The following is an 18593-nucleotide window of genomic DNA, read 5'->3' on the forward strand; positions in this document are numbered from 1 at the left end:
CAGCCTTTCCCCATCAGTCGAAAAGAGAATTCCATGGACGTCGAAATCGTAGGCAAGTTGTTGTCCACCCTTCCCGCCGATGACGATCACCCGTATCGCACCGGCCCGTGGCAACCCCAGACCACCGAGTTCAAAGCGGACAACCTCGAAGTCGTATTCGGTGAGGTTCCGAAAGACCTCGACGGTGTCTACCTGCGCAACACCGAGAATCCGCTCCATCCCTCGATGAAGGCTTATCATCCCTTCGACGGCGACGGAATGATTCACATCGTGGGCTTTCGTGACGGAGAGTCGTTCTACCGCAATCGATTCGTACGGACTGACGGGTTGGCGGCCGAGCAGGATGCCGGCGGCGCCTTGTGGGCCGGACTCGCCGAGTCTCCCAAACTCAGTCGCCCCGAGGGCGGCAAGGGTGCGCGCACTCGGATGAAAGACGCGTCCAGCACCGACGTCGTCGTTCACCGGGGGACTGCTCTCACCAGCTTCTACCAGTGCGGAGATCTGTATCGTCTCGATCCGATGTCGGCGGAGACACTCGGAAAGGAAAGCTGGAACGGCAAGTTCCCCTTCGAATGGGGTGTGTCCGCGCATCCGAAGGTGGACGACAAGACCGGAGAAATGCTGTTCTTCAACTACAGCAAGGAAGCGCCGTACATGCACTACGGCGTCGTGGACTCGGCCAACGAGTTGGTCCACTACGTCGACGTCCCGCTTCCCGGTCCGCGGTTGCCACACGACATGGCCTTCACGGAGAACTACGCGATCCTCAACGACTGCCCCTTGTTCTGGGATCCGGTTCTACTGGAGAAGGGCGCGCACGTCGCGAATTTCCATCCCGATATCCCGCTCCGTCTCGGAGTCATCCCACGCCGCGGAAACACCGCTGACATCAAGTGGTTCGAGGCCGATCCGACCTACGTCCTGCACTTCGTGAACGCCTACGAAGAGGGGGACGAGATTGTTCTGGACGGTTTCTACCAGGGTGATCCGGAGCCGTCGGACAACGGTATGGGCAATCAGTGGGAGCGCGCCTTCCGTTTCCTCGCTCTCGATCGCATGCAGACCCGGCTTCACCGCTGGCGTTTGAACCTGGTCACCGGAGCCACGCGTGAAGAGCAACTCAGTGACTCGATCACCGAATTCGGCATGATGAACGGCAATTTCGCGGGTGAGAAGTACCGATACGCCTATGCGGCTTCTGGTAAGCCGTCGTGGTTCCTGTTCGACGGCTTGGTCAAACACGACCTGCTGACGGGGAACGAGGAACGATTCTCCTTCGGTGACGGCGTGTATGGAAGCGAGACCTCGATGGCACCACGCGTGGGTGGTACCGCCGAAGACGACGGCTATCTCATCACGTTGACCACCGACATGAACGAGGACGCGTCCTTCTGCCTGATCTTCGACGCTGCCCGCGTCGGAGACGGACCATTGTGCAAACTTCGCCTTCCCGAACGGATTTCGAGTGGCACCCACTCGACGTGGGCGCCGGGTGCCGAGCTCCGACGCTGGCAGAGTGCCGACACCGCAGCCGAAGCGGTCGGACTGTGACGGGCACGCACGACGCGGGCACGTGGGAGATCCTGCGGCAGGTGGTGATCGGTGCACGAGACCTGGACAAGACCGGTCAACAATTACGTGAAGCGTTGAATCTGGCACCAGGATTCGCCGATCCACTGCTCGAAGACATCGGTTTGGCCGACGAGACCGTGGCCGTCGGGCCGCAGGCATTTCTCGAGATCGTCGCACCGCTCGACGAGACGGTCTCGCTGGCGAGATGGATCCGCAAGGGCGGAGGGGAGGGCGGCTATGCACTCTCGATCCAGGTTTCGAACATCGAGCCCTATCTGGAACGTGCAGCTGCGGCCGATGTTCGGACGGTGGCAGATCTCGAGGCCTACGGTCACCGGATCGTCCAACTTCATCCCGGTGATCTCGGACTGCTCGTAGAACTCGACGAGATTCCCGACGCCGACGAGTGGTTCTGGGACCAGACGGAGAAGGAGGTTTCCCTCGATCCACGGGTCGACGACATTCTCGGCGTCGACGTGTCCTCTCCCGATCCGGCCATGACGGCGGCGCTGTGGGCCGAAGTGTTCGGCAAGAAACTGGATTCGGCGCAATCACTCTCGATTGCGCTGGGGTCGCGCGCCGTGTCGTTCGTTCCGGGCGAGCGGTCGATGCTCAGTGCGGTCGATCTGGCGGCGTCGATCGGAGCGAACACCGTCGAGCCCGGCCTGATCGTCGGCGGCGTCGAATTCCGGATTCACCCAGGCTGAGCCAGCTTCACATCGAACGACAGAAATCGGGGCCGATCGCTCAAAGCGACCGGCCCCGAATTCTTGTCATGGACTCAAGCGAAGTCCTGTCGCAGACGAGTCTTGAGAAGCTTCCCACTCGCGTTGCGTGGCAGTTCCTCGATGAACTGAACTGCACTGGGGCACTTGAAGTGCGCCAGTCGCTCGCGTGACCACTCGATGATCTCAGCTTCGGTGACAGCCGAATCGCCCGAACGAACGACCACCGCAATGGGAGTCTCACCCCACCGATCGGAGTGAATGCCGACTACCGCGACCTCCCGGATGTCGGGGTGGCCGGAGAGAACGCTCTCCACCTCGGCGGGATAGACGTTCTCACCGCCGGAGACGATCATGTCCTTGAGGCGGTCGTGGAGGTAGAGATACCCGTCCTCGTCGAACGATCCGCCGTCTCCTGTTCGGAGCCAGTCGCCGTCCAACATGGTGGCCGCAGTGGCTGCCTCGTTGCGCCAGTAGCGCCTCATGACGTGTGCGCCGCCGATGACCACCTCGCCGCGGGTACCGACCGGGACGTCTTCGAGCGTCACGGGATCGACGATGCGGATGGGTACGCCGAACATCGGTTGCCCGACGGACTTCAACCGATGCGCGGTCGACTCGTCGGTCGCCCGATGATCTTCGGGGGTCAGCATGGTGACGCCGCCAGTCGACTCGGTGAGTCCGTAGGCCTGCAGGAAACTGCATCCGAAAACCTTGGTGGCGTCCTGTAACAGGGGTAGCGGCATGGGCGCCGCTCCGTAGACCAGGAACTGCAGGGCACTCCAATCCGCCTCACGCACAGCAGGAAGAGAGGTGAGGACGCTGATCACCGCGGGAACAGCGACCGCATGAGTCACCCGGTACTCCTGCATCAGCGCCACCAACTCCAGCGGACCGGCGATGGTCTTGAGAAGTAGAGCGCCACCGCCGAGCGTCGTGACGAGAGCGAGACCCAGCCCCGCCACATGGAAGAACGGGACCGGGCACATGGCCACGGAATCGGTGTCGAGATCGAGCAGGTGATACATGGTCGCGAGGGCGCGGCCGAGGTTCGCGCCGGTGAGTTCGATTCCTTTGGGGTGACCGGTGGTTCCCGACGAGTAGAAGATCAGCGCGGTATCGTCGGGCAGGCGTGACACTCCTGGGTCGTCGTCCCCTGCACCGGAGAGCCAGTCGCTCCACGAGACCGAGTTTGCGGAACCGTCCACCGTGACGACGGTCCGGACGCTACCGACCGCCGCGGCGACGTCGGAGAGGCCCTCATCGCCTGCTCCGAGTACGACGACGGTCGGCTCGCTGTTGCTCAGGATGTAGTCGACCTCGCCCGGTGCCAGCCGATTGTTGACGGCCGTCAGAATCGAGCCCATCTTCGAAGATCCGTACAGGACGGAGAGGAAAGACGGTGCATTGGCGCCGATGTACGCCACCCGGTCACCTGTTCGAACACCATCGCGTAGAAGTGCATTCGCGACACGATTTGCTTCGATGTCCAGCTTGCGGAAACTGGTACGGCCGTCATCGGAGATGACGGCGGTGCTCTCCGGACTGGCAATCACCCGGCTGCGCAGCAAGTCTTCGAGATTCTGCACGGGGCGACCATCGGGTAGGAGCGCGTTCACAGAAGGTTCGCGGGTGGCGGGTTCACGGGTGGCAGTCGAACCTACGGCCGTCGGCTGAGTGGTCATGCTGAATGCTCCAATCTGAAGGGGGCAAAGACAGGGGGTTCGAAAATGCCGGTGGGAGCGGCGAGTACATGCTCGACGGCGCGCAGTGCCGGGCCCGCAGTGATGAACTGACCGGCGGTTGTCCGGCTGTTCGGATCTTGTGGTTCGACGAGGTTGACGGTCATCACGATCTCGGGTTTGCCGTACAGGTGGACTTCCCACTGATCGCGCCCCGCGTATTCCTCACGATCGGGTTCCATGGTCCAGATGATGGCCAGAGTGAGGAACTGCATTCCGTCGACCATTGCGTGCCAGCGCCATTCGGTGGTTCCGACGGTTCCGGCGGCGATGCGTCCGGCGGCCACGTCGAGATCCGTTCGCGCCGCAACGACCCTGTGATCGGATACGACCTCGTCGTAGGTGATCCCCAGACGTTCGCACATGAACGCGATGGTCTCCAGATACAGCGACGCGTACAGCGAGGGCAACGGCCCGGTTCCGTCGAGTTCCTCCGGGGGCGAACCCATTCCCATGACGGTGAACGCGAAGTCGGGGTCAGGCATGCCGCGAGCGTCGAGCACCTCGTCGATCGTGATGCGGTCCAGTTCGATCGATGTTCCCGTCAGAGCCAATGCCAATCGCTCACCGATGACGCCCGGGCTCACTCCGACACCGAAGAGCGTCGAATCGCCTTCCTTACATGCTTGGGCGAACATGTGCTCGCGCTCGGTGCCGTGTGCGCGGGGGAAGTGCTGCCCGGCCGTCGTGATCACGTTGATCCCGGCGCGAAGCAGACGGCACAAATCGTCGTCGTGGCGTTCGTACGGAATCTGCAAACGCGGACTGTGGATGAGAACCTGGGGGCGCGAGCTGATGATCTCGTCCACGTCTCGTGTGGCGATCACGCCCGTCGGTGCGCGTCTGGCTATGTCGCCGGCATCGCGCCCGGCCTTGGCGTCGCTGTAGACGTACAGGCCGACCAACTCGAGGTCGGGACGATCGATGATTCCGCGAAGCGCGGTCTTGCCGATGGCGCCGGTCGCCCACTGGGCAACACGAATCGGATCGCTCATGATCGAGTGGTCAGTTCGCCGGCGAAGAGGAGCTTGCCCAGTCCGCGTTCGTACCGAATCGGGTCTCGAGCCAGACGCGCACGGGCGTCGATTGCCATGAAATCGGTGTCGCACGTCCACTCGCCGCGTTGCATGGCGGCGAGTCCGGTCGCGGCGATGTCGAGGGGATTTTCCTTGTGGCCCTGCACGTGTGAAGCCATGCGGGTGTCGACACTGCCGACGATCAACGAGGTGACGGTGATGCCGTGCGGTTCGAGTTCGGCACGGGCGATGCCGCCGAGCGACAGAGCAGCCGCCTTGGCCGGTGAATAGCCGCCCATGAAGGCGGTTGGTGCGATTGCGGCGACTGACAAGACGTTGACTATCGATCCACCGCCGCGGGCGGCGAGGACCGGCGCGAAGGCTCGGATCATCGTCAGCGGTCCGAAGTAGTTGACCTCCATCTCGGCGCGAGCGGCCTCTCGGTCGTCGGCCTCGATCAGCCGATTCCCGGTGAACAGCCCGGCGTTGTTGACGACGACCGAGGTGTCACCGCACGCCCCGGCGGCAGTGTCGACGAGTCCTGGATCGGTGACGTCGAGTTCGACGATGTGCGCACCGGTGGCTCGGAGCTCGGCCGGCACCTCGTCGGGATTTCTCACCCCCGCATAGATTTTGGCTGCGCCCATCAACTTCGCCTGTTGGACGAAGGCCAACCCGAGGCCTCGATTGGCGCCGGTGACGAGGACGGTCGCACCCTCGACCGGAGTTCCGCGAAAGGTTGTCATGAGTTCTCCTGTGTCTGTCGGGTGTAGATGAGGTCGTCGGGGAATTTCTTGCTCTTCTTCAATGACGTTTCAGGCGCGAGCATCCCGAAGATCCAGCCTTCGGCTGTGGCCATGTCGTGGTTCCAGTCCCACCGCAGTGCGCGGTGGCGGATTCCCCACCTGCCGTCCTCGAAACCGAAGCGGTCGATCAGGCGCGCCGCGGTGAGTGTGTCGGCTATTCCGTCCGAGGTCTTGATTCGTGCGAAGGCAAGCACGTAGGACTCGACGTGTGCTGTATCCCCGTCGAGTTCGACCAAGACGTTGGTCATTGCGTGGGTGGTCAGCGATCGTGGGTGGGTGATGGCCCCGGCGATGTGGTCGATGTAGTCGTCGGCGGTGCCGGTGAAGACACCCCCGTGGTCTTCGGTTGCGCCGGGCAGATAACACCGCCTGGCGTCCTCGACGTCGCCGCGGTCTGCGGCTCGGAGGAAACGAGCCAGAACCTCGTAGATTTCCTGCTTGGCGACGAGAGCGTCGACCGGGCTGTAGTCCCTGACGTCTGGGCCCCCGCCGCTGTCGACTGCGTGAATGTTGTTGGACCTCACGATGATGTCCCTTCTCGGCTCCGGATCGGGGGCCGCACGTTGACGGAGTGCCTCTGTTTACTGTAGTAATCTCTATCACACTGTTAATTGAAGTGTCACGAGGAGGTGAAACCAATGCTTGGAAACACACCACCCGCACAACCTGGGAATGCACCGGTCGTACTCACGCTTTCCGATGTGTCGATCGAATTCGGCGGAGTCACGGCTCTCGACGCCGTCGGCTTCGACGTCCGCGCGGGACAGATCTGCGGACTCATCGGGCCGAACGGCGCTGGTAAGACCACGCTGTTCAACTGCATCACAAGGATTTACGAACCGAGTCGCGGTGTCATCACCTGGCAAGGAACCGACCTGTTGGGATTGCGTCCCTATGCGTTGGCATCTGCAGGAATCGCTCGAACTTTTCAGAATCTCGCGCTGTTCGGCGGCATGAGTGTCTTCGACAACACCATGGTCGGTGGATCGTCGCGAGGTCGCTTCGGGCTCGCGAGTGGGCTTCTCGGCCTGCCTCCGGCGCGTGCCCGAGTCCGAGAACTTCGAGAGAAGGCCTGGTACCTGCTCGAACGTCTCGAACTCGTCGACGTCGCGAATGCACCCGCGTCCGGTCTACCGTTCGGAACTCTCAAGCGTGTCGAACTGGCACGGGCATTGATGTCCGAGCCCTCGCTGCTTCTGCTGGACGAACCTGCCGGCGGGCTCACGCACAGTGAAGTCAAAGAACTGGGAGAACTGATCGTCTCGCTCCGCGACGACTTCGGCTTCGGCGCGCTTCTGGTCGAACACCACATGGGATTGGTGCTCGGGATCTCCGATCACGTTGTCGCCCTGAACTTCGGCCACAAAATTGCCCAGGGAACCCCGGCGGAGATCCAGCAGGACGACGCCGTGATCAACGCATATCTGGGGCGTGCGGCATGACCCTGCTGAGCGTCGACGATCTGCATGCCGGTTACGGGCGAGGCAATGTACTGCACGGGATTTCGCTCGACGTGGAACCCGGCGGGGTCGCTGTCGTTCTCGGCGCGAACGGTGCAGGCAAGACCACCATGATGCGCGCGCTTGCCGGATTGATCCCGCATCAGGGAACGATCACCTTCAACGGTTCGCCGTTGGGATCCAAACCTGAACGCGCCGTGGCCGCCGGCGTCAGCCTTGTCCCACAGGGCCGCGGAACTCTCGGTCAACTGTCGGTGCGTGACAACCTGCTCGTCGGCGCTGCCCTTCGTAAGGACAAGGCGGAGATCGAAGCCGACATCGAGCGGTGGTGTGAGACATTCCCCGTGCTCGCGAGGAGGTCCACACAGTTGGCCGGTTCGCTGTCAGGCGGTGAACAGCAGATGCTCGCGGTCGCACGGGCATTGATGAGCCGTCCCACCCTTCTTTTGTGCGACGAACCGAGCCTGGGGCTGGCGCCCATCGTCATTGCCGAATTGTTCGACACGCTCGGTGCGATCAACCGCAGCGACGGAACTGCACTGCTGATCGTGGAACAGAACGCCGATCTCGCGATGAAACTCGCGTCGAAGGTCTTCCTGCTCGACGTAGGCACCATCGTCGCTGCCGGAACGCCCGAGGAATTTCGTTCCGACGACGTCGTGCGGAGCGCTTACCTCGGGTACCAGGAGTAAACGGTGACACTCTTTCTCGAACGACTCATTTCCGGATTGACCAACGGGTCGATCTACGCAATTCTCGCGCTGGCACTAGTGGTGGTGTTTCGCGCCACCGGCACGATCAACTTCGCTCAGGGCGAGTTGGCCCTGTTCACAACCTTTGTCGCCTGGTGGCTGACGACGATGTCCTGGCCGATCTGGTCGGCGATCGGAGCGGCCCTGGCTTTGGGGTTCCTACTCGGAGCATTGATGGAGCGTCTGCTCATTCGGCCGGTTCAGCGTCGAAGCGACATGGCAGTGCTGATCGTGGCACTGGGATTGTTCACCGGGCTCAACTCGTTGGCCGGAATGCTGTGGGGGAGCGATACCAAGATAATGCCGAGCCCGTTCCCCAACGGTCCCACCGACTACATCTCGGTGGGCGGTGCGCGCGTGTACGGCGACGCACTGGGCGTACTGGTGGCGCTCGTTGTCCTACTTGTGTTGATGTCCTTGCTCTTTCGCAAGACGAGAGTCGGTCTGCACATGCGTGCCGTCGCGGACAATGCCGAATCTGCCACTCTCGCCGGAGTTCCGACCAGCCGGATACTCGCAATCGGTTGGGGAGTAGCAGCTGCCATCGGTGCCCTGGCCGGTGTCCTGGTCACTCCGCTCTCGCCGCAACAACTCGGTCTCACGACCATGTTCCCGATCTTCATCGCAGCATCCGCCGCAGCGCTGTTCGGCGGCCTGGACAGTCTCGTCGGCGCCGTGGTCGGCGGGTTGACGATCGGTGTCCTGGAATCGATGCTCAGTGGCTACATTTCGGTCATCGGCGGTTCGCTGCAGCAGACATCCGCCCTGTTGATCATCGTGGTGATCCTCTTCGTCAGACCCAATGGACTGTTCGGTACCAAGAAACTGGAGCGGGTATGACGACGCTTGCCGAGAGAAATGAACCCACCGTCGCCGAAAAGGCAGTCAGGCGACCGCGGGTAGTGGTCGCCGGATCGACGTCGTACCGGATACTCCAGTTGGTTCTGCTGGTGGCTGCCGTGTGTGCGTTGCTTCTCGCGTCACAGAGCGCGCCGTTTCGCGTGGGGCAGTTCACGAGCGTCTTCATCATCGCGATTGCCATTGCGGGACTCAATATCGTCAGCGGATACACCGGACTTCTGTCCATCGGCCATTCTGCCTTCTTCGGCCTGGGCGCGTACACGACCGGCGTTCTGATCGCCGATCGCGGATACTCGCCGTTGACCACGATCCCGATGGCGGTCGTATTATGTTTTGTACTAGGGCTTCTCGTCGGTCTTCCCTCGTTGCGGATCAAGGGGCTGTATCTGGCTCTCGTGACACTCGCCGTCGCTGTTGCCTTTCCCGAGGTGATCCGCAAGACCGGGGATCTGACCGGTGGTGCCGCCGGAATGGTGGTTCGCGCAAATCTGCTCGTTCCGCCGAAATGGACGGGGTTGACCCGAGCCGACACCTACCTCTGGATCTTTTGGGTGTCGGTGGTGACTCTGGCGATCGTCATGCTCCTGATTCGCAATCTCGTCAAGAGTCGATTCGGTCTGGCTATGGTCGCGGTGCGTGACAACGAGATCGCGGCGAGCGCAAACGGCATCAACGTCGCGCGGGTCAAGATTCTCGCTTTCGGGCTTTCCGGCGCGATCACGGGCCTGGCAGGTTCACTGTTCACGATGTACATCGGCGCGCTCTCACCCGAATCCTTCTCGCTGATGAAGTCGATCGAGTTCATCACCGGACTGGTGTTGGGCGGAATCGCAACCCAATTCGGCCCGATCGTTGGGGCAACGGCAGTGGTGTTCTTGCCGTACTACACCGGAAGCGTCACCGACGGCCCCGTGTCGGGAGTGGTGTTCGGCGCGGTGCTGATCGCGATCGTGTTCTTGATGCCGGACGGAATCGTCGGACGGATCAACAGCGTGCTCCGACGGTTCGTCCTCGTGGTTCCCGCAGATCATCCCAAGTATCGCGAGGGTGAACCTCGCACCTGAGCGCCGTCTCCCTCGCCCACTCTCGTTTCCCTCAACTCACAGCAAGGAACTGGACGATATGAAAAGGCAGACCACGATTCCCGCAGTCATCGCCGCTGCGGCACTACTCCTTTCGGCCTGCGGAGGTAGCTCCGACGCAGAGAGCAACACGTCGACATCGGCCGGCGCAGTATCGGTCGACGACTGCAGTGATCCCAGCGGTGCCGCAGCGCCGATCACCGACAAACTCACGGTGGGATGGAGTGGGCCGACGTCCGGCCCTCTCGCCGATGCCGTCGGCAACGTGATCGAAGGAATGCGAGCACGGTTCGAGGTGGAGAACGCGGCCGGCGGCGTCGGCGGCGTCAAGCTCGACGTCGTGGTCAAGGACGATGCATTCTCCCCGGAGCGCGCCAAAGCCAACGTCGGAGAGTTCATTCAGAAGGACAAGGTCGACGTTCTGGGCACCTTCGGGGCCGGGCAGTTGAACGCCATCGCGGACGATCAGACCACTGCCTGCGTGCCGTTGCTCTTCGCGCAGGCAGGCATGCCCGAGTTCCGGGTCATCGAAGACTTCCCGTGGACCACGGAGTATCTACCGGATCCGGGCGTCGAGATGGAGGTAGTGGTCGAGAGCTTGAAGAAGAAGTATCCGAACGGCGCCAAGGTCGCACTGGCCACGAACCAGACCGAGTCCGGACAGGGAATCGCCAACGGCTTCAAGTCCGCGATCGAAGGAACCAACTTCGAGATCGCGGCGGAGGAGGCGCTGACCGACCCCAAGACGGCGGCTTCGACTCTCAAGGCCAGCGGCGCCGAGGTTTTGGTGGTCGCCGGTGTCACTACCGACTGCCTCGCGATCACTCAGGCGATCGGACGTGTCGGATGGAAGCCCGACACCGTGATTCAGCCGTCGAACTGCGTCGACGGTGCGACCCTGTATGCACCCGCCGGTGATGCTGCCGACGGGCAGCAGGTGATGGTGTGGCTCAAAGATCCCAACAACGCTCTCTACAAGGACGACGCGGCGGTGCGCGACTATCTCGCCGGTGCAGCGGCTCACGGTGCAGATTCCCCGACCAACAGCTACACCGTGAACGGCTGGGCCATCGGTGACCTGTTGGTGGACAACTTCACTCGGGCCTCTCAGTCATCCGACGGACTCTCACGTGCCACCATCATGAGTGCCGCGCGAACGCAGGACTACCACCCGCCGATGTTCATCGACGGAATCAAGTTCACGATGACCGCGGACCATGCGTTGGGAATCCTGGCCTTTCAGCCGTTCGAGTGGAATGCCGCTACTCAGGCGTTCGAGAAGCAGGGCGACGTGATCGACATTTCCGGCCGTTACGAGAACTGAATCGAGTGCGCGAATGAACAAGACACACAGGGGATTGCATCCTCGCGTCAAGGTGGACGAATACACCTCGAAAGGGTGGTGGTCCGACGAGACGATCGATCACGTGTTCCGGGTGCAGGTGCGGACCCGAGGGGACGAGCTTGCCGTAGTTGATCCGGCGAACCGCAGCGAGTTGTCCGGCGGAGATCCACGACGCCTCAGTTGGAACGAACTGGAGAGCGAAGTCATCTCGCTCGCTGCGCGCTTCACCGAGGCAGGCTTGGGCCGGGGAGACGTTCTGGGCGTTCAGATGCCTAACACCGTCGAACTGGTCGAGGTCTACCTTGCAGCGTGGTCGCTGGGGATCGTGGTCTCACCCTTGCCCATGCAGTACCGCGAACGTGAAGTGGAAGGAATGGCCAACCAGGCGGCGTTTGCAGCATTTGTCACCGTGCCCAGCTTCGGCGACAGATTCCCGGCTACGGAGATCGCTGCAATCAGATCCCGGATTGCCTCTCTGAGATCGGTATTCGTCTACGCTCCCGAATCAGAGCTTCCGGCTGAGCTTCCCACCGGCGTCGTGGGGCTGAGTCCTCGCGCAGCCACCGAATCGCAGCGAAGTGCTCTGGACAGACGAAACACCGAAGATCCGAACGACCCCAACGACGCGATGACGATCTGTTGGACCTCCGGAACCGAAAGCGAGCCGAAGGGGGTCCCACGTTCGCACTACGAGTGGCTGGCCATCTGCTGGGCCACGATCGATGCTCCCGACATCGTCGTCGACGACGTCCTGCTTAACCCGTTCCCGATGGTCAACATGGCCGGAATCAACGGAATGTTCCTGCCCTGGCTCCGCACGGGATGTGTACTGGTACAGCACCACCCGTTCGACCTTCGAGTGTTCCTCGGGCAGATCGAGGCCGAGCGGATTACATACACGGTAGCGCCGCCTGCTCTGTTGTGGATGCTACTCGCCGACGAGTCGATGCTCGCGGCGGTCGATCTGTCGAGCTTGACGCGGATCGGTTCGGGTTCGGTGCCACTGCAACCTCCGATGGTGCGGGGATGGCAGGAGCGATATGGAATCGGAGTCATCAACTTCTTCGGGTCCAACGAAGGCATCAGTCTGCTCTCCTCGCCTGCGGACATGCCGGATCCGGACGACCGCGCACGGTACTTCCCTCGTTTCGGTGTCGAGAACTTCCGCTGGAGCACCAGAATCTCGGACTGGATGGACGTTCGCTTGGTCGACGTGGTCACCGGCGAGGACATCACGGAAGTCGGGCACCCGGGTGAGTTGCGAATCAGCGGACCGACAGTCTTTGCCGGCTATCTCGGCGATCGGCCGTCACCGTTCGACGAACGCGGATTCCTGTGCACCGGAGACATCTTCGAGATTGCCGGTGATCACGGACAATTCCTCCGCTACCTGGATCGAGGCAAGGACCTGGTGATCCGCGGTGGAATGAACATCGCTCCAGCCGAATTGGAGGGGTTGATCGCCGAGCATCCGGCCGTCGCGGACGTGGCCGTCATCGGCGACCCCGACGAAGTGCTCGGTGAGCGCGTCGCAGCAGTGGTGACACTTCGACCCGAGACGGAACTCGAACTCGATGCTCTGGTTGCGTTCCTGAAAGACAAGCGCATCGCGTCGTACAAACTTCCCGAGCGGCTGGAGATTCGGAAAGAACTGCCGCGCAATTCGACCGGAAAGATCCTCAAGCGTGAGCTTCGACAGAAGAGTGTGGCATGAGTGTGATGAACGACAGTGACAAGCTTGCGTTGGCGCGTGAGATGTTCCAGGCGTGGGACGTCATGGACTGGGCACGCGTCGTCGACCTGTTCGCCGAAGACGGTGTGCTCCACAGCGTGATGCAGGAACCTCTTGTCGGCAAGGAGGCTGTAGCGGGCCGAATTGCATTGCTGGCAAGCAAGTGTGAACGGATCACCCTGAAGATCGAGTCGCTCGGCGTGATCGACGGCAGGGTTTTTGTACAGCGAGTGGACGATTTCCACTTCGACGGGACCCACGGCGTCGTTCCTGTTGTCGGAATCCTCAGCATGGCAGACGGGCTGGTCACAGAGTGGCTCGAATACTACGACCGTCCGACACTCTTGAAGGGAATGGGTCTTGTCTCCGATTTCGAATAGCGGGATTTCGAATAGCGGGATTTCGAGGAGCCGACTGCCGACGATCGACATCTCCTTGGGTTTGTGGCAGGACCGTCCGCCGCGGGAGGTGACCACTACTGCACGCCTCGCCGACAAACTGGGGTTCGGCCGAGTGTGGGTGGGGGAGATGGCGACGTACGACGCCTTTGCTCTGGCGACGTCAGTCGGCGCCGGCTTCGAGCACTCCGAGTTGGTGGTCGGCCCGCTCGCGGTGACGGTTCGTGATCCGGCGATGATCGCGATCGGGGCGGCGTCGGTAGCCGACCTGACCGGGCGTCACGTGTCGATAGCGTTGGGCACGTCCAGCGCTGTCGTGGTCGAAAAATGGCATGGGCGAAGCAGATCCGGGGCAGCACGTGCACTCGCGGAGTCAGCCTGCGCTGTGCGAGCGCTGATGAACGGCGAGCGGGGCGAAGTCGCCGGAACGGTGATGCGGACCAGTGGATACCGACTGCGACTTCAGCCGCCGGGTGGGCGGTTGATCGTTGCAGCTTTCGGAGACAAGGCCCTTCGCGCCGCGGTGGAGTTGGGCGACGAACTGGTGCTCAATCTGGTCAGCCCGGAGCAAGCGGGGCGCCTGATCGCACGGTGCAAGGAAATCGCGGCTGAAATGGAAACGCCAATGCCCCAGGTGTCGGTTTGGGCGCCGGCGGCCGTGGCAACCGAAGGCCCAACTCAGATGTCGATCGATCAGCTCAGACGTGGGCTTGTGCCGTATCTCGCTGCCCCCGGGTACTCGGACATGTTCGTGCGAGCAGGGTTTGCATCCGTGATCGAGGCAGCCAGTGCCGGGACCGCGCCTCGAGAGATCTTGAGTCAGGTCTCGGACGCGATGGTCGCGACAGTGGGAATCGTGGGAACCGCGGCCGATGCGCGCGAGCAACTCGAGGCGTATCGAGCGGTCGGTGTGGACACCGTCGTGGCCGTGCCTTCATCCACTGATTCGGATCCGGCCGGGCAAGTGACGATGGAACTTCTTGCCGAGATGGTATGACGAATCCCCGACGAACTTACTCTCAGGTAAGTTCGTCGGGGATATGTCGAATCGAAGGAGTTGCCGTGAGTGATCGTGTTCGTGTCGAGGTAGTGCAGTCGGTGGCGTACGTGACGCTGAACCGACCGGAGAAACTCAACGGTCTCGACCTGGACATGCTCGACGCGCTGGTGGACGCGGCTCGAACGATCAGAACTGATCGTTCGATCCGGGGTGTTGTTCTGCAAGGCGCGGGCGACGCATTCTCGGCCGGATTGGACTTCGCTTCTGCCGGCAAGCAGCCGAGCCGGATGGCCAAGGCCTTTGCGAAATTTCCCGGTCAGAAGACCAACCTCTTTCAACGTGCGTGCTGGGTGTGGCGCGAATTGCCCGTGCCCGTCATCGCGGTCGTTCACGGCCACTGCTTTGGCGGGGGACTGCAATTGGCGCTCGCCGCAGACTTTCGATTCACCACCCCTGATTGCACGTTCTCGGTGATGGAGGCGAAGTGGGGATTGATCCCCGACATGACCGGAACGGTCACGATGCGCGAACTCGCGGCGATGGACGTCGTGAAACGCCTCGCCATGACTGCTGAACTGTTCGATGGAAATCAGGCTCTCGAGTGGGGGTTCGTGAGCGGAGTCAGTGACAATCCGATCAAACCGGCACAGGAACTGTTGTCGCAGATCATGACTCGCTCGCCGGACGCCGTCGCAGCGACGAAGACGTTGCTGCACAAGACCTGGAACCGATCGCCACGCGGTGCGTTCTGGATCGAATCGCGGGTCCAACTGGCGCTGATGCGAGGCAAGAACCACAAGATCGTACGCTCCGCGAATACTGCGAAGACGTTGCCGGAGTTCGCCATTCGAAAGTTCGGCTGACAAACTCCGGCATCGCGACGCCGTGGGGCGTTCTCATTCAGGTCGATTACACCATCAGATCTCGTCCAGACCGGTCCTTGATGAGCATCGTGGCGACGAACGACACTGCGGCCAACAGGGCGAGATAGATCGAGATGGCAAGAGTGCCACCGGTCTTGCCGAGGAGCCATTGGGCGACGGTGGGAGCAAAGGCGCCGCCGAAAATGGTGCCGACAGCGTAAGAGATCGACGCGCCGCTGTAGCGGATCGAAGCTGGGAACAGTTCGGCGAACAATGCCGGTTGAGGTCCGTACGACAGTCCGAGTCCGACCGAGAACAGGATCATCGCCACGTAGATCCAGCCGAGATTGCCGGTGTCGATGAGGAGGAAGAACGGCACCGCGAAGAGGATCATTGCGAGGTTGCCGACGTTCATCACCGTGGTGCGGCCGCGCCGATCCGACCAGTAAGCGCCGATCATGGTGAAAACGCCCCACGTGACTGCACTTGCGAGCGTGGCAATCAGTAGTTCGGTCTTCCCCAGGCCGTAGGTCTTGGTTGCGTACGCGACGATGAATCCGCCGATCACCATGTAGCCGTTGCCGTTTGTGCCGATGAAGGAGAGGGCCGCGAGTACGACCTGCTTCGGGTGTTTCTTGAACAGAGTTCGGATAGGCGTGTTGCTCTCGGTGCGGCGTTCCTTGAGTTCGGCGAACACGGGTGACTCGCTGACCTTGCTTCGAATGTAGAAGCCGACGCCGATCAGCACGACGCTGAGCAGGAACGGCACTCGCCATCCCCAGGTGGTGAACTGTTCGTCCGTGAGGGTGAACGTGCACAGTGCCAAAACGCCGGTGGCGAGCAACATTCCGAGCGGTACGCCCATCTGGACGAACGCTCCGAAGAATCCTCGACGCTTGGTGGGTGCGTGTTCGACGGCAAGAAGAGCAGCCCCACCCCATTCGCCGCCCGTCGAGAATCCCTGCACGATTCTGAGAAGGATCAACAGGATCGGCGCCCAGATCCCGATCGAGGCATACGTCGGCAGCGCGCCGATGAGAACCGTCGCGGCCCCCATCATCGCCAACGTCGCGACCAGGACACGTTTACGGCCGAGTCTGTCGCCGAGATATCCGGCCACGATGGCGCCGAGAGGACGGAAGACAAAGCTGATGCCGACCGTGACGTAGGAGACGATCTGGCCTGCCGAGCCCATCGGCTTGAAGAACAGGTCGGCAAAGATCAGGGCTGCGGCTTGGGCGTAGATGAAGAAGTCGTACCACTCGACGGTGGTGCCGACCATCGACGCCATCGCGGCGCGGTCGTACTCCTTCGCGGCGGGCTTGGTGCCAGTTCTGGTTGTGGTCATCGAGCTACTTTCTGCCAGTCACGTGGTTCACCGGCGCGGTGAACTGCGAAGTCGGAACAGGGGAGAAACGCTGTTCGATCTGCGACGTTGCCGGTGTGCTCGGTGCATGCTTTTGGCTGACTCGGAGCGTTCCTGCGCGATCTCATTGTCGATATTGGCAACCGAATGATCGGTAGGTAATGAATTATGCAGAAGTGTGAGCGTCAACACAAGGGGTGCTGGAAAGGTCTGATTATCTGGTTCAGAGCATGCGAGAAATCAGTTGCTCAGGTGTGGAGCGACGCGGCGATCCGCAGATCGATTTCCCTGGCGCTGAGCAGATGGTCGAGGACGAGAACCGCACAACCGAGGATCCCGGATTGTGCGCCGTGGCTGACCGAAGCGATCTGAAGCTTTCGGGTGGCAAGCGCCGTTGCGTTGCCGTAGACGGACTCCCGAAGTCCGGCGAGGAAGAGCTCGTCTGCCTCGGCCATGTCGCCGCCGATGATCAGGACCTCGGGATTGAGGAGGTTTACCGCGCCGGAAATGACGTCGCCGATCAGTCGGCCGCTGCTTCTGATGAGCCGGCGGGCTTCGCTGTCGCCGTCCAGGGCGAGGCGGACAACGTCACGCACGTGCCCGACGCTTCGGCCCTGATCTCGGAGGGCGTGCACGAGAGCCCAACCGCTGGCGACGGTTTCGACGCAGCCGACATCGCCGCAGCGACACTTCATGCCCCGCGCTGCAGCGGTTTTGGTATGCCCGATCTCGCCGGACGCTCCGAGTGAACCGCGTTGGAGGATTCCGCCCATGACGATTCCTGCGCCGAGGCCGGTTGACGCCTTGATCATCAGGAGGTTGGGCGCACTCTCGCGTCGTTCGCTCAATTCGGCCAGGGCCATCACGTTGGCATCGTTGTCGGCAAACAGTGGCGCCGTGGTCACCGATGCCAGATAGGGGGCAAGAGCGACGCCGTCCCATCCCGCCATCATCGGAGAGTCGAGGCTCGCTCCCGCGGCGACGTCGACCGTTCCGGGAATGCTCAGTCCGATTCCGATGACCTCGGTAGGCGCGCGGTGGACCTGGGCCAGTAGTGACGAAAGATGCTCGGCAATTTCGGGCATCAGTTCGTCGGGGCCGACCCCGACCGACTTGTCGATGTCTTCTGCCGCGAGGATCGTGCCCGCCAGGTCGGTGACGGCAAGTTGTGCCCGCGATCGACCGATTGCCACGACGAGAACCACGCCGGACGAGTTCGCGAAGGTGAGAGTGGACGGCGGCCGGCCGCCCGTCGACGGGCCCTCGTCGTCATCGGCGATCAAACCAAGCGATTGAAGTGCTGCAACCCTGGCCGATACCGCCGTCCTGGACAGGCCGGTGAGCTTCCCGATCTCGCTGCGCGTGGTCGCGGAACCGCTGCGTATCAGCGTGAATACCTCTCCCGCGGTAGCCGGAGTCGTGGACGGTCGGGTCATTGTCCTATTCAAGCATTCCTCGTCGGTAACTTCAGCGTGCGAAAGTTGGCATACTTTGTCCACAAAAAGACGTAAGTAGGTCTTGTGAAAAAGCAGAAGTAGGCATAGTCTGTGTCTTGACTCACTGCCACGGGCGTCCGAGGAGACGAGTCGCAGTTTCTGTGAAGCAGGGCGCACAAACAGGGGAGAACCTGATGAGCCGCACCGATACACAAGAGATCGTCGAGTTCGCACGTAAGTGGCAGCAGTTCGACGGTGGACCTGACGAAGAGATCTTTGTAACCTTCGGCCTCGCCCCGGACGAGTATTTCCGCAGGCTGCAGGCAATTCTCGACGACGGCGTCGTAGCGCTGACTCCGCCGGTCACCGGCGAACTCGCAACGGTCTGTGCACATCGACTCGGCCAATCGGCCAGGCGTCGATAAGTCCGACCCGGC

Annotated in this window: 18 protein-coding genes; 12 read left to right on the forward strand and 6 right to left on the reverse strand. The window is 61.9% G+C overall.

The features are described from left to right. Positions 1-33 precede the first annotated feature (33 nt). Complete coding sequence (locus R4P70_RS07495) at positions 34-1551, forward strand: carotenoid oxygenase family protein (protein ID WP_019744811.1); 1518 nt, start codon at positions 34-36, stop codon at positions 1549-1551. After that, the gene (locus tag R4P70_RS07500) at positions 1548-2279 is read left to right on the forward strand and encodes a hypothetical protein (protein WP_317830614.1); all 732 of its coding nucleotides are present in this window, start codon (positions 1548-1550) and stop codon (positions 2277-2279) included. Before R4P70_RS07495 ends, R4P70_RS07500 begins: the two co-directional genes overlap by 4 nt. Before the next feature lie 74 nt (positions 2280-2353). Here R4P70_RS07500 and R4P70_RS07505 read toward each other — a convergent pair whose 3' ends face one another. Genes R4P70_RS07505 through R4P70_RS07520 form a run of 4 tightly spaced genes read right to left on the reverse strand, consistent with a single transcriptional unit; the run spans position 2354 to position 6385 of the window. Continuing rightward, positions 2354-3982 (reverse strand): long-chain-fatty-acid--CoA ligase, encoded by a 1629-nt coding sequence (locus R4P70_RS07505; RefSeq protein ID WP_317830615.1) that lies wholly within the window; start codon positions 3980-3982, stop codon positions 2354-2356. After that, positions 3979-5034, reverse strand: coding sequence for a dihydrodipicolinate reductase (locus R4P70_RS07510; protein ID WP_317830616.1), 1056 nt, complete (start codon positions 5032-5034; stop codon positions 3979-3981). The genes R4P70_RS07505 and R4P70_RS07510 overlap by 4 nt, the downstream gene beginning before the upstream one ends. Next, complete coding sequence (locus R4P70_RS07515; RefSeq protein WP_021332267.1) at positions 5031-5801, reverse strand: SDR family oxidoreductase; 771 nt, start codon at positions 5799-5801, stop codon at positions 5031-5033. Before R4P70_RS07515 ends, R4P70_RS07510 begins: the two co-directional genes overlap by 4 nt. Next, on the reverse strand, positions 5798-6385 hold the full coding sequence (locus tag R4P70_RS07520; protein ID WP_019744806.1) for a nuclear transport factor 2 family protein: 588 nt from the start codon (positions 6383-6385) through the stop codon (positions 5798-5800). The genes R4P70_RS07515 and R4P70_RS07520 overlap by 4 nt, the downstream gene beginning before the upstream one ends. Before the next feature lie 114 nt (positions 6386-6499). Between R4P70_RS07520 and R4P70_RS07525 the strand changes: the two genes are divergently transcribed. The 9 genes from R4P70_RS07525 (at position 6500) to R4P70_RS07565 (ending at position 15354) form a co-directional block, all read left to right on the forward strand. Continuing rightward, entirely contained in the window at positions 6500-7303 is an 804-nt protein-coding gene (locus R4P70_RS07525) for an ABC transporter ATP-binding protein (protein ID WP_020970389.1), read from the forward strand. Continuing rightward, on the forward strand, positions 7300-8013 hold the full coding sequence (locus tag R4P70_RS07530) for an ABC transporter ATP-binding protein (protein WP_020970388.1): 714 nt from the start codon (positions 7300-7302) through the stop codon (positions 8011-8013). Before R4P70_RS07525 ends, R4P70_RS07530 begins: the two co-directional genes overlap by 4 nt. A 3-nt stretch (positions 8014-8016) precedes the next feature. After that, positions 8017-8913 carry a branched-chain amino acid ABC transporter permease gene (locus R4P70_RS07535; protein ID WP_019744803.1) on the forward strand — a complete coding sequence of 299 codons (897 nt, stop codon included), beginning with the start codon at positions 8017-8019 and terminating at the stop codon, positions 8911-8913. Further along, positions 8910-9998 carry a branched-chain amino acid ABC transporter permease gene (locus R4P70_RS07540; RefSeq protein ID WP_021332270.1) on the forward strand — a complete coding sequence of 363 codons (1089 nt, stop codon included), beginning with the start codon at positions 8910-8912 and terminating at the stop codon, positions 9996-9998. The genes R4P70_RS07535 and R4P70_RS07540 overlap by 4 nt, the downstream gene beginning before the upstream one ends. Positions 9999-10056: 58 nt before the next feature. Next, positions 10057-11340: an ABC transporter substrate-binding protein gene (locus R4P70_RS07545; protein WP_020908683.1), complete on the forward strand. Its 1284-nt coding sequence runs from the start codon at positions 10057-10059 to the stop codon at positions 11338-11340. A 13-nt stretch (positions 11341-11353) separates the two neighbouring features. Then, complete coding sequence (locus R4P70_RS07550) at positions 11354-13075, forward strand: class I adenylate-forming enzyme family protein (RefSeq protein ID WP_317830617.1); 1722 nt, start codon at positions 11354-11356, stop codon at positions 13073-13075. After that, entirely contained in the window at positions 13072-13473 is a 402-nt protein-coding gene (locus R4P70_RS07555; RefSeq protein ID WP_019744799.1) for a nuclear transport factor 2 family protein, read from the forward strand. The genes R4P70_RS07550 and R4P70_RS07555 overlap by 4 nt, the downstream gene beginning before the upstream one ends. 61 nt (positions 13474-13534) lie before the next feature. Next, entirely contained in the window at positions 13535-14488 is a 954-nt protein-coding gene (locus tag R4P70_RS07560; protein ID WP_317830742.1) for an LLM class F420-dependent oxidoreductase, read from the forward strand. A 65-nt stretch (positions 14489-14553) separates the two neighbouring features. Beyond that, entirely contained in the window at positions 14554-15354 is an 801-nt protein-coding gene (locus R4P70_RS07565; protein WP_317830618.1) for a crotonase/enoyl-CoA hydratase family protein, read from the forward strand. A 46-nt stretch (positions 15355-15400) separates the two neighbouring features. Here R4P70_RS07565 and R4P70_RS07570 read toward each other — a convergent pair whose 3' ends face one another. Together R4P70_RS07570 and R4P70_RS07575 are read right to left on the reverse strand one after the other, a co-directional pair. Next, on the reverse strand, positions 15401-16702 hold the full coding sequence (locus R4P70_RS07570) for an MFS transporter (protein ID WP_019744796.1): 1302 nt from the start codon (positions 16700-16702) through the stop codon (positions 15401-15403). Between the two features lie 266 nt (positions 16703-16968). Beyond that, a complete protein-coding gene (locus R4P70_RS07575) occupies positions 16969-18156 on the reverse strand; it encodes an ROK family transcriptional regulator (RefSeq protein WP_151531472.1) in 1188 nt (395 codons plus the stop codon). A 194-nt stretch (positions 18157-18350) separates the two neighbouring features. On the opposite strand from R4P70_RS07575, the gene R4P70_RS07580 reads away from it, so the two are divergent. Further along, positions 18351-18581: a DUF3263 domain-containing protein gene (locus R4P70_RS07580; RefSeq protein WP_020970382.1), complete on the forward strand. Its 231-nt coding sequence runs from the start codon at positions 18351-18353 to the stop codon at positions 18579-18581. Positions 18582-18593: the final 12 nt, after the last annotated feature.

It is taken from the genome of Rhodococcus sp. IEGM 1241 (assembly GCF_033142365.1).
GTDB classification, from domain to species: domain Bacteria; phylum Actinomycetota; class Actinomycetes; order Mycobacteriales; family Mycobacteriaceae; genus Rhodococcus_F; species Rhodococcus_F erythropolis.